The organism is Actinomyces haliotis (assembly GCF_015355765.1).
In the GTDB taxonomy this organism is placed as follows: domain Bacteria; phylum Actinomycetota; class Actinomycetes; order Actinomycetales; family Actinomycetaceae; genus Actinomyces; species Actinomyces haliotis.
In genome coordinates this window covers 21332-43478 of the sequence record NZ_JACWNA010000011.1, presented here as the reverse complement: position 1 = coordinate 43478, position 22147 = coordinate 21332, and the positions used below count along the sequence as shown (strand labels likewise).

19 protein-coding genes are annotated in these 22147 nt (G+C 73.2%); 16 read left to right on the top strand and 3 right to left on the bottom strand.

Annotation, left to right across the window (positions count from 1 at the left end; translation table 11 throughout):
• Positions 1-2: 2 nt before the first annotated feature.
• From IXW69_RS06830 to IXW69_RS06820, 3 genes are all read left to right on the top strand, one after another.
• Positions 3-734, top strand: a complete 732-nt coding sequence (locus IXW69_RS06830; protein WP_228524983.1) for a zinc-binding dehydrogenase — start codon at positions 3-5, stop codon at positions 732-734.
• Positions 735-863: 129 nt separating this feature from the next.
• Entirely contained in the window at positions 864-1652 is a 789-nt protein-coding gene (locus IXW69_RS06825; protein WP_194785610.1) for a hypothetical protein, read from the top strand.
• Between the two features lie 19 nt (positions 1653-1671).
• Complete coding sequence (locus IXW69_RS06820) at positions 1672-2289, top strand: L-threonylcarbamoyladenylate synthase (RefSeq protein ID WP_194785609.1); 618 nt, start codon at positions 1672-1674, stop codon at positions 2287-2289.
• Between the two features lie 35 nt (positions 2290-2324).
• On the opposite strand, the gene IXW69_RS06815 is transcribed toward IXW69_RS06820, so the two are convergent.
• Complete coding sequence (locus IXW69_RS06815) at positions 2325-3191, bottom strand: ABC transporter ATP-binding protein (RefSeq protein WP_194785608.1); 867 nt, start codon at positions 3189-3191, stop codon at positions 2325-2327.
• On the bottom strand, positions 3188-4324 hold the full coding sequence (locus tag IXW69_RS06810; RefSeq protein ID WP_194785607.1) for an ABC transporter substrate-binding protein: 1137 nt from the start codon (positions 4322-4324) through the stop codon (positions 3188-3190). The genes IXW69_RS06815 and IXW69_RS06810 overlap by 4 nt, the downstream gene beginning before the upstream one ends.
• 23 nt (positions 4325-4347) lie before the next feature.
• On the opposite strand from IXW69_RS06810, the gene IXW69_RS06805 reads away from it, so the two are divergent.
• Both IXW69_RS06805 and IXW69_RS06800 read left to right on the top strand, forming a co-directional pair.
• Positions 4348-5364 carry a FecCD family ABC transporter permease gene (locus tag IXW69_RS06805; RefSeq protein ID WP_194785606.1) on the top strand — a complete coding sequence of 339 codons (1017 nt, stop codon included), beginning with the start codon at positions 4348-4350 and terminating at the stop codon, positions 5362-5364.
• On the top strand, positions 5361-6449 hold the full coding sequence (locus IXW69_RS06800) for a FecCD family ABC transporter permease (RefSeq protein ID WP_194785605.1): 1089 nt from the start codon (positions 5361-5363) through the stop codon (positions 6447-6449). The genes IXW69_RS06805 and IXW69_RS06800 overlap by 4 nt, the downstream gene beginning before the upstream one ends.
• On the opposite strand, the gene IXW69_RS06795 is transcribed toward IXW69_RS06800, so the two are convergent.
• Positions 6418-8769: an MMPL family transporter gene (locus IXW69_RS06795; RefSeq protein WP_194785604.1), complete on the bottom strand. Its 2352-nt coding sequence runs from the start codon at positions 8767-8769 to the stop codon at positions 6418-6420. The two genes, IXW69_RS06800 and IXW69_RS06795, sit on opposite strands and share 32 nt — an antisense overlap.
• Positions 8770-8852: 83 nt before the next feature.
• Between IXW69_RS06795 and IXW69_RS06790 the strand changes: the two genes are divergently transcribed.
• The 11 genes from IXW69_RS06790 (at position 8853) to efp (ending at position 22143) form a co-directional block, all read left to right on the top strand.
• The gene (locus IXW69_RS06790; RefSeq protein WP_194785603.1) at positions 8853-10265 is read left to right on the top strand and encodes a replication-associated recombination protein A; all 1413 of its coding nucleotides are present in this window, start codon (positions 8853-8855) and stop codon (positions 10263-10265) included.
• A complete protein-coding gene (locus IXW69_RS06785) occupies positions 10262-11170 on the top strand; it encodes a sulfite exporter TauE/SafE family protein (RefSeq protein WP_194785602.1) in 909 nt (302 codons plus the stop codon). The genes IXW69_RS06790 and IXW69_RS06785 overlap by 4 nt, the downstream gene beginning before the upstream one ends.
• Positions 11171-11382: 212 nt before the next feature.
• Positions 11383-12006, top strand: coding sequence for a 30S ribosomal protein S4 (rpsD, locus tag IXW69_RS06780; RefSeq protein ID WP_194785601.1), 624 nt, complete (start codon positions 11383-11385; stop codon positions 12004-12006).
• Positions 12007-12170: 164 nt separating this feature from the next.
• Entirely contained in the window at positions 12171-14885 is a 2715-nt protein-coding gene (alaS, locus tag IXW69_RS06775; protein ID WP_194785600.1) for an alanine--tRNA ligase, read from the top strand.
• 10 nt (positions 14886-14895) lie between these two features.
• Positions 14896-15372, top strand: a complete 477-nt coding sequence (gene ruvX, locus IXW69_RS06770; protein ID WP_194785599.1) for a Holliday junction resolvase RuvX — start codon at positions 14896-14898, stop codon at positions 15370-15372.
• Positions 15369-16634, top strand: a complete 1266-nt coding sequence (mltG, locus tag IXW69_RS06765; protein WP_194785598.1) for an endolytic transglycosylase MltG — start codon at positions 15369-15371, stop codon at positions 16632-16634. The genes ruvX and mltG overlap by 4 nt, the downstream gene beginning before the upstream one ends.
• Before the next feature lie 7 nt (positions 16635-16641).
• On the top strand, positions 16642-17628 hold the full coding sequence (locus tag IXW69_RS06760; protein WP_194785597.1) for a shikimate dehydrogenase: 987 nt from the start codon (positions 16642-16644) through the stop codon (positions 17626-17628).
• Between the two features lie 64 nt (positions 17629-17692).
• A complete protein-coding gene (aroC, locus tag IXW69_RS06755; protein ID WP_194785596.1) occupies positions 17693-18913 on the top strand; it encodes a chorismate synthase in 1221 nt (406 codons plus the stop codon).
• A gap of 28 nt (positions 18914-18941) precedes the next feature.
• Complete coding sequence (aroB, locus tag IXW69_RS06750; protein ID WP_194785595.1) at positions 18942-20870, top strand: 3-dehydroquinate synthase; 1929 nt, start codon at positions 18942-18944, stop codon at positions 20868-20870.
• Positions 20867-21406, top strand: a complete 540-nt coding sequence (locus IXW69_RS06745; RefSeq protein ID WP_323745215.1) for a shikimate kinase — start codon at positions 20867-20869, stop codon at positions 21404-21406. Before aroB ends, IXW69_RS06745 begins: the two co-directional genes overlap by 4 nt.
• 173 nt (positions 21407-21579) lie before the next feature.
• Entirely contained in the window at positions 21580-22143 is a 564-nt protein-coding gene (gene efp, locus IXW69_RS06740) for an elongation factor P (protein WP_194785594.1), read from the top strand.
• Positions 22144-22147 lie beyond the last annotated feature (4 nt).

Sequence of the window (22147 nt, the reverse complement as noted above, 5' to 3'; positions counted from 1 at the left end):
GCATGTACAACGTCGACCCCTCCGTCTCGTTCTGGGCCACCCCGCCGGTGGACGGCTGCCTCGTCGAGGAGGTCGTCCACCCGGCCGCCTTCACCTACCACCTGCCGCCGTCCGTCTCCTTCGGGCAGGGCGCGCTGCTCGAGCCGCTCGCCGTCGGGATGCACGCCGCCACGAAGGCCGCGATCAGCCCCGGCGACGTCGTCGCCGTGAGCGGGGCGGGCACCATCGGGCTGCTCACGGCGGCCGCGGCGCTGGCCGGGGGCGCGTCCAGCGTGCTGATCTCCGACGTCTCCGCAGAGAAGCTCGCCATCGCCTCGGGCATCGAGGGCGTCACCGCCGTCGACGGGCGCGAGCGGAGCCTGCTCGACGCCGTTCAGGAGCGGACGAGCGGGTGGGGCGCCGACGTCGTCTTCGAGTGCTCGGGCCACCCGAGCGCCTACACGAACCTGTGGCGGATCGGCGCGCCCGGCAACCGCACCGTGCTGGTCGGCATCCCCGTGGAGCCGGTGAGCGTCGACGTCACCGAGGTCCAGGCCCGCGAGACGCGCATCGAGAGCGTCTTCCGCTACGCCAACGTCTACCAGCGGGCGATCGACCTGGTCGCGGCAGGGAAGATCGACCTGGCGCCCTTCATCACGCACACCTTCGACATGGACCACGCGGTCGACGCCTTCGAGCGGGTCGCCGAGGGCCGGCCGGGCGACGTCAAGATCCAGATCACCGTGGCCGGCTGACCGGCGGCGGTGGCGGTGGCGGGCGCACTGTGCCCGGGCTGGCTTCCGCGCGCCGGCCGGGGCAGGTGCGTTGTCGCCAGCACCTCCCGCACGCGCCCGGGAGCGTGGGAGACAGGGCAGAATCAGCGTGTGCTCCCACACACCCGACCCGGCTCCCTCCGCGGCCGTCGCGGCAGCCGACGCGTCGTCGCGACGACCCTCCTCGTCCTGCCGCTCCTCCTCGCGGGCTGCGGCGCAGCCTCTGATGGTTCCTCGGACGGCGTCACTGCGGTCGGTCCCTCTGTGTCCGTTCCGGCCGTGACGTCGAACGCTGCGACGCCGGACGCAGCGACGACGCCGCCCCCGCTCATGCAGGCCTCGTCCTCCGCCACCGGGCTCACGCAGTCCGGCTCCAGCGCCGCGCCGGCCTCCACGGCCCCGAGCGAGGACGAGGTTCGCAACGGCGGGATCACGGTGCCTGCGGCATGCACCTGGGGCAGCGGTGACCTCCCGCTGCGCTTCACCGACGGGGTCGCGCCCCTGAGTGACCTGGGAGGCGAGGTCCTCATCGAGCAGACGACGAGCACCATGGTGGACGGCGCCGCCTACCGGGTCGTCGACTTCCAGTGCCTGAGCGGTGGGAACGCCTCGGTCGCCACGATCACCCTGTACGACGCGAGCCTCACGCCGGTCATGGTCTCGGACCTGCGCGAGGACGGGCTCGGGGACCAGGACTACAGCCGGGTGCCGACCAGCGGCACCCTGGTGGGCATCCCCAACGGCTTCTCCGTGCAGTGGGACGGCGAGTCCATGGACGGCGACGGCACCTGCCACGCCTGCGCGAGCGGCAGTGGGACGGCCGACTTCACCTGGGACGGCGGGCGATTCGTCGTGAGCAACCTCAGCACCTGGGCTTCCGGAGACGGCACGACGACGTGACTGGCGGCACAATGGCCCCATGTCACGCTATGTCGAGCTCCACCCCGTCAACCCCCAGGCGCGGCTCATCACGAGGATCGTCGACACCCTGCGCGGGGGCGGGCTCGTCGCCTATCCCACCGACTCGGGGTACGCCCTGGCCTGCGCGCCCGGCAACAAGGCCGGTCTGGATCGTATCCGGCAGATCCGCCGGCTCGACGACAAGCACAACTTCACCTTCGTCTGCGCCGACTTTGCCCAGGCCGGGCCGCTGGCGATCATCGGCAACAACGCCTTCCGGCTCGTCAAGCGCCTGACTCCCGGGCCGTGGACCTTCATCCTGCGCGGAACCCGGGAGGTGCCGCGGATGACGCTCAACCCCACCAAGCACACCCTGGGCGTGCGGATCCCGGACCACGCAATCACCCAGGCGATCGTGGCCGGCTTCGGCGCACCGATCCTGTCCTCGACCCTCATCCTGCCCGGCAACGAGGAGCCTGAGAGCAGTGGCTGGGAGGTGCAGGACGGCCTGGGTCATCTCCTGGACGTCGTCATCGAGGGCCCCGTGGGCTCCACCGAGCCGACGACGGTGCTCGACCTGACCAGCGACGTCCCCGAGGTGCTGCGCGAGGGCGCGGGGGACGCCTCTGTGCTCTAGGTGGCTCTAGGTGGGCCGGCTCCCCGCGGCCGCGCTCAGACCGCCCTGCGCAGGCGGGGCGGAACCCCCTCCGGGCTCGCCGAGTAGCGGCGCGGCGGAGCCGAGAGCACGAGCGGCGTGCCCGTGAGCGGGTCCTTGATCACGCTCACCGGCAGCCCGAAGACGGCCTCGACGCACTGGGCCGTCACCACCTCCGCCGGCGCGCCCCGCGCCACGATCCTTCCCTCGCGCATCGCCACGAGGTGGTCCGCGTAGCGGCACGCCTGGTTGAGGTCGTGCAGGACCGCGACGATGGTGGTCCCCAGGCGCTGGTTGAGCTCGCGGCACAGCTCGAGCACCTCGACCTGGTGAGCCAGATCGAGGTACGTCGTCGGCTCGTCCAGGAGCAGCACGCGGGTCTGCTGCGCGAGCGCCATGGCGATCCACACGCGCTGGCGCTGCCCGCCGGACAGGTCGCCCACCCGCCTCGTCGCCAGGTCAGCGACGTGTGTGCGCTCCATGGCGAGGCGCACCTGCGCGTCGTCCTCCTGGCACCACTGGTGGAGCACGGACTGGTGGGGGAAGCGCCCCCGCGAGACAAGCTCGTGCACCGTGACGCCCTCCGGCGCCGTCGAGGACTGGGAGAGGAACCCGACCTCGCGGGCGAAGGCCTTGGGCCGCATGGACGCGATCTCGGCGCCGTCGAGGAGCACCTGCCCCGCGCGCGGGGGCAGCACCTTGCTCAGCGAGCGCAGCAGCGTCGACTTCCCGCAGGCGTTGGGGCCGACGATGACGGTGAAGGACCCGGCCTCCACGCGCACGTCGAGGTCCGTGATGACGTCGCGCTCGGCGTAGCCGGCCCGCAGCCCCCGCGCTGCCAGCACCGGTGAGGGGACCTGCTCCGGTGCGCGTGACCGGGTCATGAGGCGAGGGCGGCCGCGGTCGCGGAGATCACCGTCCGCGCGGCACGGGGGCCGGCGTTGAGGAAGAAGGGGTCGTCGTCGACCTCGACGGCGTGGTGGGCGCTGACGGCGCCCAGCGAGGACCACAGCGGCAGCGCGGTGGCCTCCGACTCGTCCCCGCCCTGGACGGCGTAGAGCAACCAGTCGCCGTCGGCCTGGTCCAGGGTCTCCTCGGACAGGTCGGTGGAGACGCCGGTGGTGAACTGCTGGGAGGCCGGCCGGGCCAGACCCATCTCGGCCACGAGCGACCCGGGGAAGGACAGGGGTCCGAAGACGCGCAGCTTGTCACCGTTCTTGCGCAGCAGCGAGACGGTGCCGGGGGAGGTCAGACCCGCCCCTGCCGAGGCGGCGGCGGCCGTCACGGCGTCGATCTCCGCCTGCGCTGCCTCCCGCTTGCCCAGCGCGTCGGCCAGCAGCAGGAAGTCGACCTTCCAGTACTGCCCGGTGCCGTGGGTGGCGACCGTCGGGGCGACCGCGCTGAGAGAGGTGTACATGGCGGCGGCGTCATCCTTGCCAGCGATGTTGACCAGGATGAGGTCCGGGTGCAGGGCGGCGATCGCCTCGACGTCGGGCTCCATCCGTGAGCCGACGTATGTGATCGCCTTGATCGCGGCCGCCTGCTCGGGGAAGGCGTCCTGGAGGTACTGGGGGACCGGGGCATCCGTGCCGGAGGCGGCCGACGAGCCGATGGGGCACATCCCGAGGGTGAGCATGGCGTCCGCCTGTCCCGTGGACAGGACGACGACCTTGCTCGGTGCCGCCGTGATCGTCGTCGTGCCCTGGTAGTGCACGACGTCCCGGGGGAAGACGCCGTCAGCGGCGCCGGATCCCATGCCGGGGCTGAGGGTGGCCGGCACGCCGGTGGCGGAGTCCTCGGCGGCTGGCCCGGAGGCTGCGGCGGAGGCGCCGCCGGCGGACGCGCCGCTGCTCGCGGTGGCGTCGGCGGTGCCGCCCGAGGAGGAGCCGCACGCGGCGAGCGAGGCGAGGACCGCGGCGGAGCCGAGGCCGACGAGGCCGCGTCGCGTCAGGGGCCGGGCGGCCAGGTCGGCCAGGGCGGACGGGGAGGTGGGGGAGAGGGTGTGCGAAGGGGTCATGAGGTAAGGCTACCCTCATGTTCATGCCCTCCCGCCCCCTGCCCGACCGGCTGACCCGGGCCCGGCCCGCGCTCGGCGCTGCTCTGCTGGTCGGGACGCTGCTCGTCCTGCTCCTGGCCAGCCTCGCCCTCGGCTCGCGGGACCTCACGCTCGGCCAGGCGTGGCACGGCCTGCTGGCGCACGATACGAGCGTGCCCGCGGTCATCGTGTGGCAGCTGCGCCTGCCCCGCACGCTCCTCGCGCTCGCGGCCGGCGCCGCGCTCGCCGTCGCCGGCGTCGTCATGCAGGCGCTCACGCGCAACCCGCTGGCTGAGCCCGGCGTGCTCGGGGTGAGCGCGGGCGCCGCCCTCGGCGTCGTCATCGCGATCGCGGCGCTGGGCCGCACGAGCGCCTCGGGCACCCTGCCCTTCGCGCTGCTCGGGGCGGCAGTGGCCGCGGCCATGGTCTACCTGCTCGCGCGCCGCGCCGCTGGGGAGGACTCCGTGCGACTCCTCCTGGCCGGCGTCGCTCTGGCCGCGAGCCTCAGCTCGGTCACCGGCACGGTCACGCTCTACGACTCGGCGGCCTTCGACTCCTACCGCACGTGGGTCGTCGGTTCCCTGGCGGGCCGCGACCTCGGCACCCTGGTGGCGGTCTCGCCGGCCCTCGCGGCCGGCCTGCTGCTCGCCCTGGGTCTGGGCCGGCCGCTCAACGCCCTGGTCCTGGGGGAGGAGACGGCCCGCGCGCTCGGCGTCAACGTGGTCGGCACGCGCCTGCTGGCCTTCGTCACGATCACCCTCCTGTGCGGCGGCGCGACCGCCGCCGTGGGACCCATCTCCTTCATCGGCCTCGTCGTGCCGCACATCGTGCGCCTGATGGTCGGCGCCGACCAGCGCCACCTGCTGGGCTGGTCGCTGCTCGCGGGTCCCCTCCTGCTGCTGGCCGCCGACGTCGTGGGGCGCGTCCTGGTCCGGCCCGCCGAGCTGGAGGCCGGGGTCGTCACGGCCTTCATCGGGGCTCCGGTGCTCATCGGCCTCGCGCTTGGCCGGAGGTCCGCATGACCCGCCGCCGTGTTCCCGCCCTGCCCGTCCAGCCCGACCGGCCCGTCGCGCCTCCCGGGCAGCTCGTCCTGGGCCGGCGCTGGAGCCTCCTACTGCGTCGCCGCTCGCTCCTGGTCACCCTCGGCGCGCTCCTCGTCGCCGGCCTCGGCGTCCTCGTGGGCCTGAGCACCGGCACCTTCCCGGTCAGCCCTCGCGGGCTGCTCACCATCCTGCGGGGCTCCGGTGACCCGACGGCGCGGTACATCGTGCTGGACCAGCGCCTGCCGCGCGTGGTGGCGGCCCTCGCCATCGGAGGGACGCTCGGGGTCTCAGGCGCCTTCTTCCAGTCGGTCTCCCGCAACCCCCTGGGCAGCCCGGACGTCGTCGGATTCACCCGAGGGGCGAGCACCGGGGGGATCCTGGCCCTCCTCGTCCTCGGCTCGACGTCGATCGGGGCGACCTCGCTGGGTGCCGTGCTGGGCGGCGCCCTCACCGCGGTCCTCGTCATCGCGCTGGGCGCTCGCAGCCGCCTGCGCGGTGAGACCCTCATCCTGGTGGGCATCGCCGTGGGGCAGATGCTCGCCGCGCTCAACGACTACCTCCTCGCGGCCTCCGACCTGGAGTCCGCCGAGGCGGCACGCACCTGGCAGCACGGCAGCTTGAACGCCATCACGTGGGCGAGCGTGCGGCCCCTGCTCGTGCTCATCGCCATCGTCCTGCCCCTGGGGCTCGTGCTGGCCGTCCCCGGCCGCGTCCTGGAGCTGGGGGACGACGCCGCCGCCGGGCTCGGGATGCGCGTGGCGCGTACCCGGCTCGTCCTCATCGGCTACGGCGTGGTCCTCGCCTCCGCGTGCGTCGCGGTGTCCGGCCCGATCGGCTTCCTCGCGCTCGCCGCGCCCCAGGTGGCCGCGCGGCTGACCCGCACGACGGGTCTGGGGGTGCTGCCCGCCGGCGCCGTCGGCGCCGCGCTCCTGCTGGGTGCGGACCTGGCGGCGGGCCGGCTCCTGAGCCCCTTCCAGATCCCTGTGGGCCTGCTCACCTCGGCGCTCGGCGGTTTCTACCTCCTGTGGCTCCTCAGCTCCGCCGAGCCCGGCCGGCGCGCCTGAGCGCGTGAGCGCCGGGGCGGCTGAGCCGCGAGGCCTCTTCGTGCCCGACCCCGTAGCGCTCGTACCACCCGCGCATGCGGGCCGGCGCCCACCAGTTCCAACGGCCGAGCAGCGTCATCGTCGCGGGCACGAGCAGGAGGCGCACGAGGGTCGCGTCCAGCGCCACGATGACCGCCATCGCCACCCCGATCTCCCTGACCACGCGCAGGTCCCCGGCGACGAAGCCCAGGAACACCGTCACCATGATGAGCGCGGCCGAGGTCACGACGCGCCCCGAGCGCTGCAGGCCCAGCTCCACCGCGGTGTCGTTGTCGCAGCCCGCGTCCCAGTACTCCTTGATGCGGGCCAGGAGGAAGACCTCGTAGTCCATGGCGAGCCCGAAGCCCACGCAGACCGCCGTGATGACGACGTAGCTCTCCAGGCCGCCCACCGGGGTGAAGCCGAGCAGCCCCGTGAGGTTCCCCTCCTGGAAGACCCAGGTGAGCGCGCCCATCGAGGCCGCCAGCGAGATCAAGTTGATGACGAGCGCCTTGAGGGGGACGAGCACCGATCCGGTCATGAGGAACAGCAGGATGAAGGTCGCAGCGACGATGGTGCCGAGCACCCACGGCAGCCCGTGCTCGATGGCGTGCCGGAAGTCGAGCTGCGTCGCCGCCTGACCGGTCACCCAGCGATCCGCAGGCGCCGGGACGTCCCGGACGGCGGCCACGGCCTCCTCGGCCTCGCTGCTCGAGGGCTCTCCGGCCAGGTCGAGGTAGACGACCGTGTAGCTGCCGGCGGTCGCCGTTGAGAGGACCGAGTCGACGCTCTCGGCCTGCGCGACGCGTCCGACGTAGCTCGTGACCCGCTGGCCCGTGCCGGCGATGACCAGTGTCGCGTCGGGCTGCGTGGCCGCGGGGTAGTCCTCAGCGAGGACCCGCACGTAGTCGCGCTGGTCCGAGTGGGGCGGCAGCATCTCGGTCGTCGATGACAGCATGTGCAGGTGGCGCACCGGAGCCGCCAGGACGACGAGCAGGGCGAGGCAGGCGACGAGTACCACCCACGGCACGCGGCGCACGGCGTGCGCCAGGCGGGAGAAGAAGCCCTCCTCGCTGGTCACGTCCCCCATGCGGCGCTGGAGGGAGCCGAGCAGCGGGACCCTGGACAGGACGGAGGGCCGCCGCAGACGGTCGCCGAGCAGGACGAGGACGGCGGGGACGAGCGTGACGGCGGCGGCCCCCGCGATGAGGACCACCGCGACTCCGGCCAGCCCGATCGAGCGCAGGACGCTCGTGCCCATGAGGAGCAGCCCCAGCATGCCGATGGCGACGGTGAGGGCCGAGAACACGACCGTCCGTCCCGCCGTCATGATCGTCGTCCTCATGGCCGTCGCGACGACGGGGCGACGGCGGAGACGCCGTTCCCCGACGCCGTCTCCCACGGTCTCAGCCGCGTCGAGGCGGGCGAGCTCCTCCCGGTAGCGCGAGGTGATGAGGAGCCCGTAGTCGATCGACAGGCCCAGGCCGATGACCGTCACGATGGTGACGACGAAGGATTGCAGGTCCATGACGTACGTCAGCCCGTACAGGACGCCGAGCGAGCCGGCGATCGCCGCAAGGGCTCCGATGAGCGGCATCCCCGCGGCGAGGAACCCGCCGAAGACGAGGACCATGATGAGAAGGGACAGCGGCAGCGAGATGAGCTCGCCGGTGACGAGGTCCTTCTCGACCTGGTCGGTCACGGCGGACTGGAGGAGGGCGTCGTCGGAGACCGTTCCGCGAGCGCCCGGTGCGACGTCGTGCAACGCGGCCGGCACCTCGCGCAGGCGGTCCTCCACCTTCCCGACGAGCTCGTCGAGCTGCTCGTGGTACTGCTCGTCGTCCGCGGAGGCGACCTCGTCCCCGTTCGGGTCGACCGTCACGACGACGAGGAAGCCGTCCTGGTGCTTCGAGGCGAGGACCTGCGCGGCGGGCTCGGTGAGGCCACCGGGAATGATGAAGGGGTCGAGGACCGAGCCCTCGCCGACGAGACGGGTGAGCGCTCGGTGGGTCGGACCGAGGTCCGAGGTGATCCCGGTGACGACCGCCGGGTCGGTCAGGTCCGTGCCCGTGACCGCGAGAGTGACGGTCACCCCGTCGCCCGCCAGCGTGTCGAGGAGCTCCTGCCCCTGCGCGGACTCGGTGCCGTCGACGCCGACGGTCCCGCCCTCGAGCCGGTCGAAGAGGGCCTTGCCGCCGAAGCCAGTGAGCGTCAGCGTGAGCAGGAGCGCCGCGAGGGCTGCCCAGGCCCCGACGACGACCCACGCGTCCTTGACGACCCTGTTGGCGAGATGCTCCAGCACCTGCCCATTCTCGCATCCTGGGTGCGACGACCGACGTCGGTCCGGCTGCGTGCCACCGGTGCCGTGGCGATAGTCTCGGCCGCATGGATCTCTTCGAGTCGGCGGGAACGGACGACGTCGGCCTGCCCGTCGACGCCCACGCGCCCCTGGCCGTGCGCATGCGCCCGCGCACCCTCGACGAGGTCCTCGGGCAGTCCCACCTCCTCGCGCAGGGATCGCCGCTGCGTCGTCTCGTCGAGCCGGCCGGCCCGGGCGCGGGCCGCGGCGCGGGCGTCTCCTCCGTCGTCCTGTGGGGACCGCCTGGCACGGGCAAGACGACCCTCGCCTACCTGGTCGCCCGCGGGTCCGGACGGCGCTTCGTCGAGCTTTCCGCCGTGACGGCCGGCGTCAAGGACGTGCGAGCCGTCGTCGAGGACGCGCGCCGCCGCCTGACCGCCTCGGGGGAGGAGACCGTCCTCTTCGTGGACGAGGTGCACCGCTTCTCCCGCTCGCAGCAGGACGCCCTCCTGCCCAGCGTGGAGAACCGATGGGTCACCCTCGTGGCCGCCACCACGGAGAACCCGAGCTTCTCGGTGGTGTCCCCACTCCTGTCGCGCTCCCTCCTGCTCACCCTCCGCCCGCTGGCCCCCGACGACGTCCGCGCCCTCATCGACCGCGCCGTGGCCGACGAGCGTGGTCTGGCCGGGGCCGTCACCATCGACGACGACGCTCGTGAGCAGGTCATCCGGATGGCCGGCTCCGACGCGCGCAAGTCGCTCACCGTCCTGGAGGCCGCGGCCGGGGCGGTCCTCGCTGCCCGCGGCCCCGCCGCGGACGGGGAGGGCGACGAGGACGGCGCCGGGGCCTCGCACGCGCACGCCCCGGCCATCACCCTCGCCGACGTCGAGCAGGCCGCCGACGTCGCCGCCGTGCGCTACGACCGCCAGGGCGACCAGCACTACGACGTGGTCTCCGCGTTCATCAAGTCCATGCGCGGGTCCGACCCCGACGCGACGCTCCACTACCTGGCCCGCATGATGGCTGCGGGGGAGGACCCCCGCTACATCGCCCGCCGGATCACGATCCACGCGGCCGAGGACGTCGGTCTGGCGGACCCGACCGTCCTCCAGACCGCCGTCGCCGCGCAGCAGGCTGTCGCTCTCATCGGCATGCCCGAGGCGCAGCTCGTCCTGGCGGAGGCGGCACTCGCCGTCGCCACCGCCCCGAAGTCCAACGCCGTGACCACGGGCATCGGCGCCGCCATGAAGGACGTCGCGGCGGGCCGCGGGGGAGCGGTCCCGCCCCACCTGCGCGACGCGCACTACGCGGGCGCGGAGAAGCTCGGTCACGGGGCCGGCTACCGCTACCCGCACGACTTCCCCCACGCCGTGGTCGCCCAGCAGTACCTGCCGGACGAGCTCGACGGCACCCGCTACTACGAGCCCACCGCCAACGGCTTCGAGAAGCAGATCGCGGCCCGGCTCGACGCGGTGCGCCGGATCACGGAGCGGCAGTGAGCCGCCCGACCGACTCAGCCACCACCCGCGGCAGCCTGGGGACGTCGCTCCTCGTCCTCGTGACCGGCCTCGCCGCGGGCTTCCTCTCCGGCCTCTTCGGCGTGGGCGGCGGCCTCGTCATCGTCCCCGCCCTCATGGGCGTGCTCGGCATGTCCCAGCGCCGCGCTGCCGCCACCTCGCTGGCCGCCATCGTGCTCACGGCCGCCGTCGGCACGACCTCCTACGCGCTGCGCGGCGAGGTCTCGCTCGTCGCCGCCGTCCTCCTCGTCCTCGGGTCCCTCGTCGGCGCGCAGATCGGCACCTGGCTCCTGCGCCGTCTCCCGGCACGCGTCCTGCCCTGGATCTTCGTGGCCTTCGCCCTGTTCGTCATCGTCTCGCAGCAGCTCCAGGTGCCGGTGCGCGAGGCCGCGCTCGTCCTCGACCCCGCCCGTGGCGCGGGCCTCGTGGGCGTGGGCCTCCTGGCGGGCGTGCTCTCCGGCCTCGTCGGCGTGGGCGGTGGCAGCGTCATCGTGCCCGGGCTGGAGCTCATCGTCGGCGTGGGCGACCTCCTGGCGCGGGGGACCTCGCTCCTCGTCATGATCCCGACCGCGATCACGGGCACCTGGTCCAACGCCCGGCACGGCGTCGTGGACCTGCGCGCCGGGCTCGTCGTCGGGGTCGGCGCCGCCGTCGCGGCGCCCCTCGGCACGATGACGGCCGCCGCGATCAGCCCGTCGACGGGCAACGTCCTGTTCAGCCTGTTCCTCGTCTGCGTCGTCCTCAACACCCTGCGCAAGGAGCGCCAGCGTCGACGGCGCGAGCGAGAGGCCGTGGCCTTCTCGCTCACGGAGCCCGCAGCGCGGGCGGGGGAGGACGAGCCGTCCGCGGCGTCCGCAGACGAGGCCGACGACCACCCCGGGGTCTGAGGATCGCCTCACACCGGGGCGTCGCGGCGTGCGCGGGCACGGCGACGTCCGCTAGGGTCTCAGGGCTGCCGTCCAGGGACCTGCTCCCCGGCACGGCACTCCTGGGGTCCTGGCCCACCGCGCCGCAGCAGCGGCGCGTCACGAGGCTGACCCCGCGCCGCAGGCACCCGCCCGCGACGTGCGAACAACTCCGACAGGAAGAAGAGACGAGCATGAGCTCCTCCCGCTCCCGCCGTCAGGTGCGCCTCTCGCGCGCCCTCGGCATCCCGCTGACCCCCAAGGCCGTCCGCTACTTCGAGAAGCGTCCCTACGGCCCCGGCGAGCACGGCCGCGCCCGCCGCCGCACCGAGTCGGACTACGCCGTCCGCCTCAAGGAGAAGCAGCGCCTCCGCGCCCAGTACGGCATCCGCGAGGCCCAGCTCCAGCGCGTGTTCGAGGAGGCCCGTCGCGAGAAGGGCCTGACCGGTGAGTCCCTCGTCGAGCTCCTCGAGATGCGTCTCGACGCCCTCGTCCTGCGCTCCGGCTTCGCCCGCACCATCGCCCAGGCCCGCCAGGACGTCGTGCACCGTCACATCCTCGTTGACGGCAAGGTCGTCGACCGCCCCTCCTTCCGCGTCAAGCCCGGCCAGACCATCCAGGTCCGCCCGCGCTCCCAGGTGATGGTCCCCTTCCAGATCGCCGCCGCCGGCACCCACCGTGACGTCCTCCCGGCCGTCCCGGACTACCTCTCCGTCGAGCTCGAGAAGCTCCAGGCCACCCTGGTCCGTCGCCCCAAGCGCGACGAGGTCCCGGTGACCTGCGACGTCCAGATGGTCGTCGAGTACTACTCCCGCTGATCGCGCCCGGCGCGACAGCCCGGGAACGCCCCGAACCGGTCTCCGGCTCGGGGCGTTCCCGCCTTCCGGGGTAGTCTCACCCCCGGTCCACCTGACCCACGCAGCGTCCGAGAGCCCCCCAGAGCACGGACGCGCACCACGAGCACGAACAGGACGAGGAACCGATGCGCACCTCAGAGATCCGCAGCCGCTGGCTGGACTACTTCGCCGCGAACGGCCACGAGATCCGCCCCTCGGCCCCGCTCATCTCGCCGGACCCCTCGATCCTGTTCACGGTCGCCGGCATGGTGCCCTTCATCCCCTACATCCTGGGGACCGAGCAGGCGCCCTGGCCGCGCGCCGCCAGCGTCCAGAAGTGCATCCGCACCAACGACATCGACAACGTCGGCAAGACGACCCGCCACGGCACGTTCTTCCAGATGAACGGCAACTTCTCCTTCGGCGACTACTTCAAGGAGGGCGCCATCGGCTACGCCTGGGACCTCCTCACCGGTCCCGTGGCCGAGGGCAAGTACGGCCTCGACGGCGACCGCCTCTGGATGACCGTCTGGGAGAAGGACGAGGTCGCCTGGAACTACCTCACCAAGGAGATCGGCGTCCCCGCCGAGCACGTCCAGAAGCTGCCCTTCGCGGAGATCTCCTGGTCCACCGGCCAGCCCGGCCCCGCCGGCGCCTGCTGCGAGATCCACTACGACCGCGGCCCGGCCTTCGGGCCCGACGGCGGCCCCGTCGTCGACGTCCAGGGCGACCGTTTCATCGAGATCTGGAACCTCGTCTTCGACGAGTTCATCCGGGGTGAGGGCGTCGGTCACGACTTCGAGCTCGTCGGGAAGCTTGACAAGACCGCCATCGACACCGGTGCCGGCCTCGAGCGCCTCGCCTTCATCATGCAGGACAAGCCGAACATGTACGAGACGGACGAGGTCTGGCCGGTCATCGCCGCCGCCCAGGATCTCTCCGGCAAGACGTACGGCCTCGGCGCGGCCGGTCCCTCCGCCGGTGCCGCCTACGACGACGACGTCCGCATGCGCGTCGTCGCGGACCACGTCCGCTCCTCCCTCATGCTCATCGGCGACGGCGTCCGCCCCGGCAACGACGGACGCGGCTACGTCCTGCGCCGCCTCATCCGCCGCGCCGTGCGCTCCATGCGCCTCCTCGGCGTCGACGAGGCGACCATGCCGACCCTCCTGACGAGCTCCAAGGACGTCATGAAGCTCTCCTACCCCGAGCTCGAGGCGAACTGGGACCAGATCTCCCAGGTCGCCTACGGCGAGGAGGAGGCCTTCCGCCGCACCCTCGCCGCCGGCACCACCATCCTCGACACCGCCGTCGCCGACGCGAAGAAGTCGGCCGAGAAGGCGGGCCGTAAGGCCGTCGTCTCGGGCTCCGAGGCCTTCACGCTCCACGACACCTACGGCTTCCCCATCGACCTCACCCTCGAGATGGCTGCCGAGCAGGGCGTCTCCGTCGACGAGGAGGCCTTCCGCTCGCTCATGAACGAGCAGAAGGAGCGCGCCCGCGCGGACGCCCGCTCCAAGAAGACCGGCCACGCGGACATCCGCGCCTTCCAGGAGATCGAGAAGACGATGGGAGGCGGCTCCACCTTCCTCGGCTACACCGAGACCGCCGCCGACGCCACCGTCACCGGCATCCTCATCGACGGCGTCCCGAGCCCCGTCGCCACGGCCCCGGCCGAGGTCGAGATCGTGCTCGACCGCACCCCCTTCTACGCCGAGATGGGCGGTCAGCTCGCCGACCAGGGCGTCATCCGCCTCGCCGACGGCGGCGTCATCGAGGTCGCGGACGTCCAGGCACCCATCAAGGGCCTGTCCGTCCACCGCGGCACCCTCACCGAGGGCACGGCCGCCGTGGGCGAGAAGGCCTACGCCGAGATCGACGCCGTGCGCCGGCTCGCCATAGCCCGGGCCCACACCGGCACCCACATGGTCTACGCGGGCCTGCGCAACGTCGTCTCGGAGCACGCCGACCAGGCCGGAAGCGAGAACTCGCCCTCGCGCTTGCGCTTCGACTTCCGCCACAACTCCGCCCTCAGCGGGGCCCAGGTGGACGACATCGAGTCCCTCGTCAACGAGAAGCTCGCCGAGGACCTCACCGTGCGCACCGACGTCATGAGCATCGAGGACGCCCGCAAGACAGGCGCCATCGCGCTCTTCGGCGAGAAGTACGGTAAGGAGGTCCGCGTCGTCACCATCGGCGACGGCTTCGACGTGGAGTTCTGCGGTGGCACGCACGTGCCCTCCACCGGCCACATCGGCCGCGTGGCGGTCCTCGGCGAGTCCTCCATCGGCTCCGGCGTGCGCCGCATCGACGCCCTCGTCGGCGACGGCGCCTACGGCTTCCAGGCCAAGGAGCACGCCCTCGTCTCCCAGATCTCGACCCTCGTGGGAGCCCGCGCCGACCAGCTCCCCGAGCGCATCGAGGGTCTCATGTCCCGGCTCAAGGACGCCGAGAAGAAGCTGGCCGCCGCCGAGCAGGCCCAGATCATGGCCCGTGCCTCCCAGATCGTCGACGGCGCCGCCCGCGCCGGCGAGGTCCTCCTCGCCTCCGCCGACCTCGGCACCGTCGGGAACGCCGACGCCCTGCGCACCCTCGCCCTCGACGTCCGCTCCCGGCTCGGCGAGTCCGAGCCGGCGGTCGTCGCCGTGGCCGGCGTCGCGAACGAGCGCCCACTCGTCGTCGTCGCCACGAACCAGGCCGCTCGGGACAAGGGCGTCAAGGCCGGCGACCTCGTCCGCCTCGCCGCCAAGACCCTCGGCGGCGGCGGTGGCGGCAAGCCCGACCTCGCCCAGGGCGGCGGCCAGGACGCCACCGCCGTCCCCGCGGCCCTGCACGCCGTGGCCGGCGAGCTGGGCGCCTGACGGGCCGAGCGTGAGGCCCGGAACCCGACTCGCCTTCGACGTCGGCAAGGCCCGCGTCGGCGTCGCCCGCTGCGACGCCGAGGCGATCCTCGCCGTCCCCGTCGTCACGCTCCGGCGCGACCGGTACGGCGCCGACCTCGAGGAGGCCGCGGACCTCGTCGCCGAGCACGACGCGATGGAGGTCGTCGTCGGGCTCCCCAAGCACATGGGCGGGGGCAGCTCCTCGTCCACCAAGGACGCCCGCCGATGGGCCCGCGAGCTCGCCGGGATGATCACCCCGGTGCGCGTGCGGCTCGTCGACGAGCGGCTCACCACCGTCACGGCCCACCAGGCGCTGCACGCCTCAGGCCGTCACGAGAAGGACTTCCGCGGCGTCGTCGACCAGGCCGCCGCCGTCGTCATCCTCAACCAGGCCCTCGAGGCCGAGCGCACGACCGGGCGCCCCGCGGGGGAGCCCGTCGCACCGACCCAGGGAGGCAGACCATGAGCAGCTCCGACCTCTTCGGCCACGAGCCCGAGGACGAGGACGAGACCACCGCGGACCCGAACGACGGGGACACCGACGGCGGCCTCGAGTCCGTCCTCGCCGGCGAGGAGCCCGACGTCGAGGACCGTCGCGCCCGGCGCCGCCGTCGCGTGCGCGCCCGCGTCATCTCCTTCCTCGTCCTCGCACTCGTCCTCGTCGGCGTCGCGTGGGTCGGGCTGCGCGCCGTCGGCTCCGTGCGCGACGTCGCCGCCGAGCAGACGCAGATCTCCGACTACTCGGGCACCGGGGAGGATGACGTCGTCGTCACCATCCCCGACGGCGCCTCCGGCTCCGAGATCGGTCAGGTCCTCAAGGACGCCGACGTCGTCGCCTCGGTGGGCGCCTTCACCGACGCCTACAACGCGAACTCCCACTCCGGGAGCATCCAGGCCGGCACCTACAGCCTCAAGAACCACATGTCCGCGGCCGACGCCGTCGCCGCCCTCCTCGACCCCGCCTCGAAGTCGGACCACGCCCTGACCATCCCGGAGGGCTCCACGAAGGCCCAGGTCAAGGACCGTCTCATCAGCGTCGGGGGCTTCACCTCCAGCGAGGTGGACGCCGCCTTCAAGGACGCCGACGCGATCGGTCTGCCCGACGTCGCCGACGGCGACGTCGAGGGCTGGCTCGCCCCGTCCACCTACGACGTCCCCGAGGGCGCCGACGCCACGGACGTCGTCGCCTCCATGGTCTCCAAGACGGTGAGCACCCTGAAGTCCCTCGGCATCGACGAGAAGAACTGGGAGAAGGACCTCACCGAGGCCTCCATCGTCGAGCGCGAGGTCTCCTCCTCGAGCTACTACGGCCAGGTCGCCCGCGTCATCGAGAACCGCCTTGCGAAGAAGAACGCCGAGACCAAGGGCTACCTGCAGATGGACTCCACGGTCCTCTACGGCCTGGGACGCACCGGCGGCATCCCCACCGCCGACGAGGTCGCGGACAGCTCCAACAAGTACAACACGTACAAGCACCAGGGACTGCCGCCCACCCCGATCGGCAGTCCCGGCTCGAACGCCCTCAAGGCGGTCATGGACCCGCCCGCCGGCGACTGGCTCTACTTCGTCACCGTCGACCTCAAGAGCGGGGAGACGCTCTTCGCGACGAGTCTCGACGAGCAGAAGAAGAACACCGAGAAGCTCACCGAGTACTGCAAGAAGAACGCCGAGGTCTGCTCCGGGTCCACCGCCTCCGCGTCGCCCAGCAGCTCGAGCACGAAGGGCTGAGACGCCCGTGACCGTCAGCAGCGCGCCCGTCCGTTTCCGCGCCGGTGTCATCGGCCACCCGGCCGCGCACTCCCTCTCGCCGGTCCTTCACCGAGCCGCCTACGACTCGCTCGGACTGACCGACTGGGAGTACGACCTGCGCGACGTGGAGCCCTCGGGGCTCGCCCGGGTCCTCGCCGAGCTCGCGGCACCCGTCAGCGAGGGGCCGGTCCGCACCGGACTGTCCGTGACGATGCCGCACAAGCAGGCCATGCTCCCGCAGCTCGACGCCGTCGACCCGCTCGCGAGCATGGTCGGTGCGGCCAACACCGTCGTCGCCCAGCGCTCCGGCCGGGGGCCCGCCCTCCTGACCGGCTTCAACACCGACGTCGCCGGCATGGTCGAGGCCCTGCGCGAGACCATGCCCGAGCCCCCGACCGTGGCCGGCACGGGCTTCGGGCACACGGACGAGCAGGGCGCCTCCGCGGGACGCACTGGTCGCCGCGCCGTCATCATCGGCTCCGGCGCCACCGCCTGCTCAGCCCTCGCCGCCCTCACCGAGCTCGGTGCCGGCGAGATCACCGTCGCAGCGCGGCGCCACGCCGGCCCCGGCCGCGCCATGACCGCCGCCCACCGCATGGGCCTCGACATCACCACGATCACGTGGCGTCCCGGTGAGGCGGCCTCGGACGACGAGGTCGCCGACGCCGTCGCGGACGCCGACCTCGTCGTCTCGACCCTGCCCTCCCACGCCGCCGACTCGCTGGGGACGCCGGTGGCCCGCGCCCTCGAGCGCCGCGGCGGCGCCAGAGCAGGTGCTGCCGCGCTCGACGTCGTCTACGCCCCCTGGCCCACCGAGCTCGGCGCCGCTCTCTCGGCCGGTGGGGTCGCGGTCGCACCCGGCTGGCTCATGCTCCTCCACCAGGCCGTCCCGCAGGTCGCCCTCATGACAGGACGTCGGCCGGATCCCGACCCGATGCGTGACGCCCTCCTGTCAGCGATCGCGGAGCGCTGACCACCTGCCGACGCGGGTCGGACGACGCCCCGGGGCGACACCGAGCCTGTGGGATGATCGGCCCATGCTTCGATGGATGACAGCCGGCGAGTCGCACGGCGAGGCCCTGACCGCGCTCATCGAGGGGGTCCCCGCCGGCGTCGCGCTCACGAGCGACGACGTCCGGGCGGCCCTCGCCCGCCGCCGCCTCGGCCACGGCCGCGGCGCCCGTCAGAAGTTCGAGCAGGACCAGCTCGCCGTCCTCGGCGGCATCCGGCACGGCTCCACCATCGGCAGCCCCATCGCCCTTCAGATCGGAAACTCCGAGTGGCCCAAGTGGCGCGAGGTCATGAGCGCCGACCCGGTCGACCCAGCCGCCCTTCTCAAGGACGCCGGCACGGGTGACGAGCGCGAGATCGCCCGCAACCGGCCCCTCACCAAGCCCCGGCCCGGCCACGCCGACCTGCCGGGGCTCCTCAAGTACGACCTGCCCGACGCCCGCCCCGTCCTCGAGCGCGCGAGCGCCCGGGAGACCGCCGCCCGCGTCGCGCTCGGAGCCGTCGCCGAGGCGCTCCTCGAGCAGGTCGCCGGGATCCGCCTCGTCTCGCACGTCGTCCGCGTCGGCTCCGTCGCCCTGCCCGACGACGCGCCCCGCCCTGTGCCCGACGACGAGGGCCGGCTCTCCGCCGACCCGTGCCGCTGCACCGATCCTGCCGTCTCAGCGGCCATGGTGGCCGAGATCGACGCCGCCAAGAAGGACGGCGACACGCTCGGGGGCGTCGTCGAGGTCATCGCCACCGGCGTGCCCATCGGCCTGGGCACGCACGTCGACGCGAGCCGCAGGCTCGACGCCCGCCTCGCCGCCGCCCTCATGGGGATCCAGGCCGTCAAGGGCGTCGAGATCGGCGACGGCTTCGCTGAGTCGGCACGCCGAGGCTCGCAGGCCCACGACGAGATCCTCGAGGTCGCCGCCGGGACCGTCACCCGCGCCAGCAACCGCGCCGGCGGGATCGAGGGCGGCACCTCCAACGGCTCGCCGGTCGTCGTCCGCGCCGCCATCAAGCCCATCTCCACCGTCCCGCGCGCCCTGCGCACCGTCGACCTCGCCACGGGTGAGGAGGCCACCGGCCTCCACCAGCGCTCCGACACGACCGCCGTCGTCCCCGGCGCCGTCATCGCCGAGGCGATGGTCGCGCTCGTCCTGGCCGACGCCCTCATGGAGAAGACCGGGGGCGACTCGGTGACCGAGGCACGCCGCAACCTCGAGGCCTACCGCGCCCGCCTCGCGGAGAGGACCCAGTGGTGAGCGCGGGAACCGTCTGAGGAGAACGCCCATGTCCAACCACCGTCCCGCCCCCCGCGTCGCCGTCGACGGCGACGACCTCCCCCTCGTCCTCGTCGGCCTCCCCGGCGCGGGCAAGACGACCGTGGCCCGGCTCCTCGCCTCAGCCCTCGGTGTCCAGGTCACCGACACCGACGCCGAGATCCGCCGCCGCTCCCGCATGACCATTCCCGAGATCTTCGCGGCGGAGGGTGAGGACGGCTTCCGCGACCGCGAGACCCAAGCCCTGCGCGCCGTCCTCGAGTCCGAGACGGGAGCCCAGGGCGTCATCGCGCTCGGTGGCGGTGCCATCCTCCGCGAGGAGAACCGGACGATGCTCGGCCCTCGCACCGTCGTGCACCTCTCGGCCAGTCCTGAGACGGCCGCCGCCCACGTCGGCGACGGCACCGGACGCCCCCTCGTGGCCCCGGGCACCGAGGCAGGAGCCGACTCCGACGCCGCAGAGGCGGCCGCGGAGCACCCCTCAGCCACGCCCGCGGACCCAGGCACCGGGCGCGCCGCCGTCCTCGCGCGCATGGAGGCCCTCCACCAGCAGCGCTCGCCGCTCTACGCGGAGGTCGCCGACGTCGTCGTGCCCACGGACGGCCTCACTCCCGAGCAGGTGGCCGCGCTCGTCCTCGTCGCCCTCGGAGCCGACGCGCCTGACACGGCACGCGCCCTGTCCGCCGCGGGCGCCGCATCACGGCGGGTCCACGGCGCCGGCGCCCCGAGCACGGGCTCGGCCGCACCGGCAGCCGCCGGCGGCGGCCCCGCGCACGACTCCGTGCTGGTCCCTCCGTCCCGGTCCCTCGAGCCGGACGCCGACGGACGGCTGCGCCTCACCGTCAACGGCGTCCGCCCCTACGACGTCGTGATCGGGAACGGACTCGCCGACGAGGTGCTCGCCGGCGTGCGTGCCGCCACGGGGGCCGGCGCCGGCGGGGTCGCCGTCGTCCACGCCGTCGAGCTCGCCGGGACGGCCGACGGCTACGTCGACGCCCTGCGCGCCGCGGGCCTGCGCGTCGAGGACGTCGTCGTCCCCGGAGGCGAGGCCTCCAAGACCACTGCCGTGCTCGACACGGCCTGGGAGGCTCTCGGCGCCATGCGCATGGGCCGTGACGGCTGCGTCGTCGCCGTCGGCGGGGGAGCGACGACGGACCTGGCCGGCTTCGCCGCCGCCACCTGGCTGCGCGGCGTGCCCGTCGTCCAGGTCCCCACGACCCTCCTCGCGATGGTCGACGCGGCCGTCGGAGGGAAGACCGGGATCGACACCGCGCACGGCAAGAACCTCGTCGGGGCCTTCCACGCCCCCTCGGCCGTCGTGTGCGACCTCGACGCCCTCGAGACGCTGCCCGCCGACGAGCTGCGCGCCGGCCTCGGCGAGGTCATCAAGTGCGGCTTCATCGCCGATCCGGTCATCCTGGACCGGGTGCTGTCAGACGCCGACGACGCCGCTGCGCTCACCCGCTGGGACGCCCCCGTCCTGGCCGAGCTTGTCGCCCGCTCCGTGGCCGTCAAGGCCGCGGTCGTCGGTGAGGACCTGACCGAGGCGGGCCTGCGCGAGATCCTCAACTACGGGCACACCTACGCCCACGCCGTCGAGACCGTCTCGGGGTACACGTGGCGCCACGGCGAGGCCGTCGCCGTCGGCTGCGTCTTCGCCGCCGAGGTCGCCCACCGGCTGGGCCGTCTCGACGCCGACGTCGTCGCGCTGCACCGCGAGGCCTTCGCGGCCGCGGGCCTGCGCACCTCCTTCCCCGAGGGCTCCGGGCGCTTCGACGAGGTGCTCGACGTCATGCGCTCGGACAAGAAGGTCCGTGCCGGCGTCATCCGCATGGTCCTCCTCGACGAGGTGGCCGCCCCGGCGCGGGGCGTCGAGCCCGGGGTCGAGATCCTGCGGGCCGCCCACGAGTCCGTCACCGCGAAGGGAGCCGCCGCGTGACCACGATCGCGCCCAGCCTCACCTCCTCCGTCGTCCTCGTCGGCGCGCCCGGCGCCGGCTGCACGAGCGTCGCCGAGGCCCTCGCCGAGCTCACGGGTGCCCCCGCGGCAGACCTCGCGGCCATCGTCGCCGAGGAGCTCAATATCACGCCCGAGCTCGCCCTCGTCGCGGTCCCGGAGCCCCGCTACCGCGAGGTGGAGAGCGCCACCGCGCTCGCTCTCCTGTCCGAGGCGACCGCCCGCCCAGGCGTGGTCGCCCTCGGCTCCGGCTGCCTCGGCGACGAGGACGTCGTCGCCGCCCTCTCCCAGCTCCGGGAGGCCGGTGGCCGGGTCGTCGCCCTGACCGCGAGCACCCGCCGCCTGTCCACCCGCAACGGCCTGGACGCGCCGCGCTCAGTCGGCCTGGGCAACGTGCACCACGAGTTCGTCCAGGCGCTGCACGAGCGCGAGGCCCGGTGCCGGGAGCTTGCCGACGCCCTCGTCGACACGAGCGACACGACGCCGGTCGAGGCCGCCGGGGTGGTCCTGGGCTCCTGAGCCCGGCGGCGGTCCCGCGAGAGGACCCGTGGCGTCCGGGGCGGTCGCGCCGGCGCCCGGAGGATGCGCGTGACCGACCTCAAGCACACGGCCCCGGGGGAGCGGTCGCCCCGCGCGGTAGACTCGCGAGGTCCCAAGACTCGCAAGTCCCCCCAACAGTGAGGAATCCGCTCGTGGCAACGACGAACGACCTGAAGAACGGCCTGGTTCTCAACATCGAGGGCCAGCTGTGGCAGGTGGTCGAGTTCCAGCACGTCAAGCCGGGCAAGGGCCCCGCCTTCGTGCGCACCAAGCTCAAGAACGTCCTGTCCGGCAAGACCGTGGACAAGACCTTCAACGCCGGCCTCAAGATCGAGACCGCGACCGTCGACCGCCGCGACATGCAGTACTCCTACAAGGACGGCGACGACTTCGTGTTCATGGACATGAGCACCTACGAGCAGACCTACGTCTCCGCCGAGACTGTCGGCGACGCCGCCAAGTACATGCTCGAGGGCCAGGACGTCATCGTCGCCTTCCACGAGGAGAACGTCCTCTTCGTCGAGCTCCCCGCCGCCGTCGTCCTCACCGTCTCCCACACCGAGCCCGGCCTGCAGGGCGACCGCTCCAGCGCCGGCACCAAGCCCGCCACGCTCGAGACCGGCACCGAGATCCAGGTCCCGCTCTTCCTCAACGAGGGCGACAAGGTCAAGGTCGACACCCGCTCGGGCAGCTACATCTCCCGCGTCACCGACTGACGCG

Excerpts from the sequence above, each read along its gene's own strand:
- IXW69_RS06790 (WP_194785603.1), top strand. The coding sequence starts at position 8,853 with ATGGATCTCTTCGAGTCGGCGGGAACGGACGACGTCGGCCTGCCCGTC.
- IXW69_RS06815 (WP_194785608.1), bottom strand. The coding sequence starts at position 3,191 with ATGACCCGGTCACGCGCACCGGAGCAGGTCCCCTCACCGGTGCTGGCA.
- aroC (WP_194785596.1), top strand. The coding sequence starts at position 17,693 with ATGCTTCGATGGATGACAGCCGGCGAGTCGCACGGCGAGGCCCTGACC.
- IXW69_RS06805 (WP_194785606.1), top strand. The coding sequence starts at position 4,348 with ATGCCCTCCCGCCCCCTGCCCGACCGGCTGACCCGGGCCCGGCCCGCG.
- rpsD (WP_194785601.1), top strand. The coding sequence starts at position 11,383 with ATGAGCTCCTCCCGCTCCCGCCGTCAGGTGCGCCTCTCGCGCGCCCTC.
- IXW69_RS06800 (WP_194785605.1), top strand. The coding sequence starts at position 5,361 with ATGACCCGCCGCCGTGTTCCCGCCCTGCCCGTCCAGCCCGACCGGCCC.
- aroB (WP_194785595.1), top strand. The coding sequence starts at position 18,942 with ATGTCCAACCACCGTCCCGCCCCCCGCGTCGCCGTCGACGGCGACGAC.
- IXW69_RS06820 (WP_194785609.1), top strand. The coding sequence starts at position 1,672 with ATGTCACGCTATGTCGAGCTCCACCCCGTCAACCCCCAGGCGCGGCTC.
- mltG (WP_194785598.1), top strand. The coding sequence starts at position 15,369 with ATGAGCAGCTCCGACCTCTTCGGCCACGAGCCCGAGGACGAGGACGAG.
- IXW69_RS06830 (WP_228524983.1), top strand. The coding sequence starts at position 3 with ATGTACAACGTCGACCCCTCCGTCTCGTTCTGGGCCACCCCGCCGGTG.
- alaS (WP_194785600.1), top strand. The coding sequence starts at position 12,171 with ATGCGCACCTCAGAGATCCGCAGCCGCTGGCTGGACTACTTCGCCGCG.
- IXW69_RS06810 (WP_194785607.1), bottom strand. The coding sequence starts at position 4,324 with ATGACCCCTTCGCACACCCTCTCCCCCACCTCCCCGTCCGCCCTGGCC.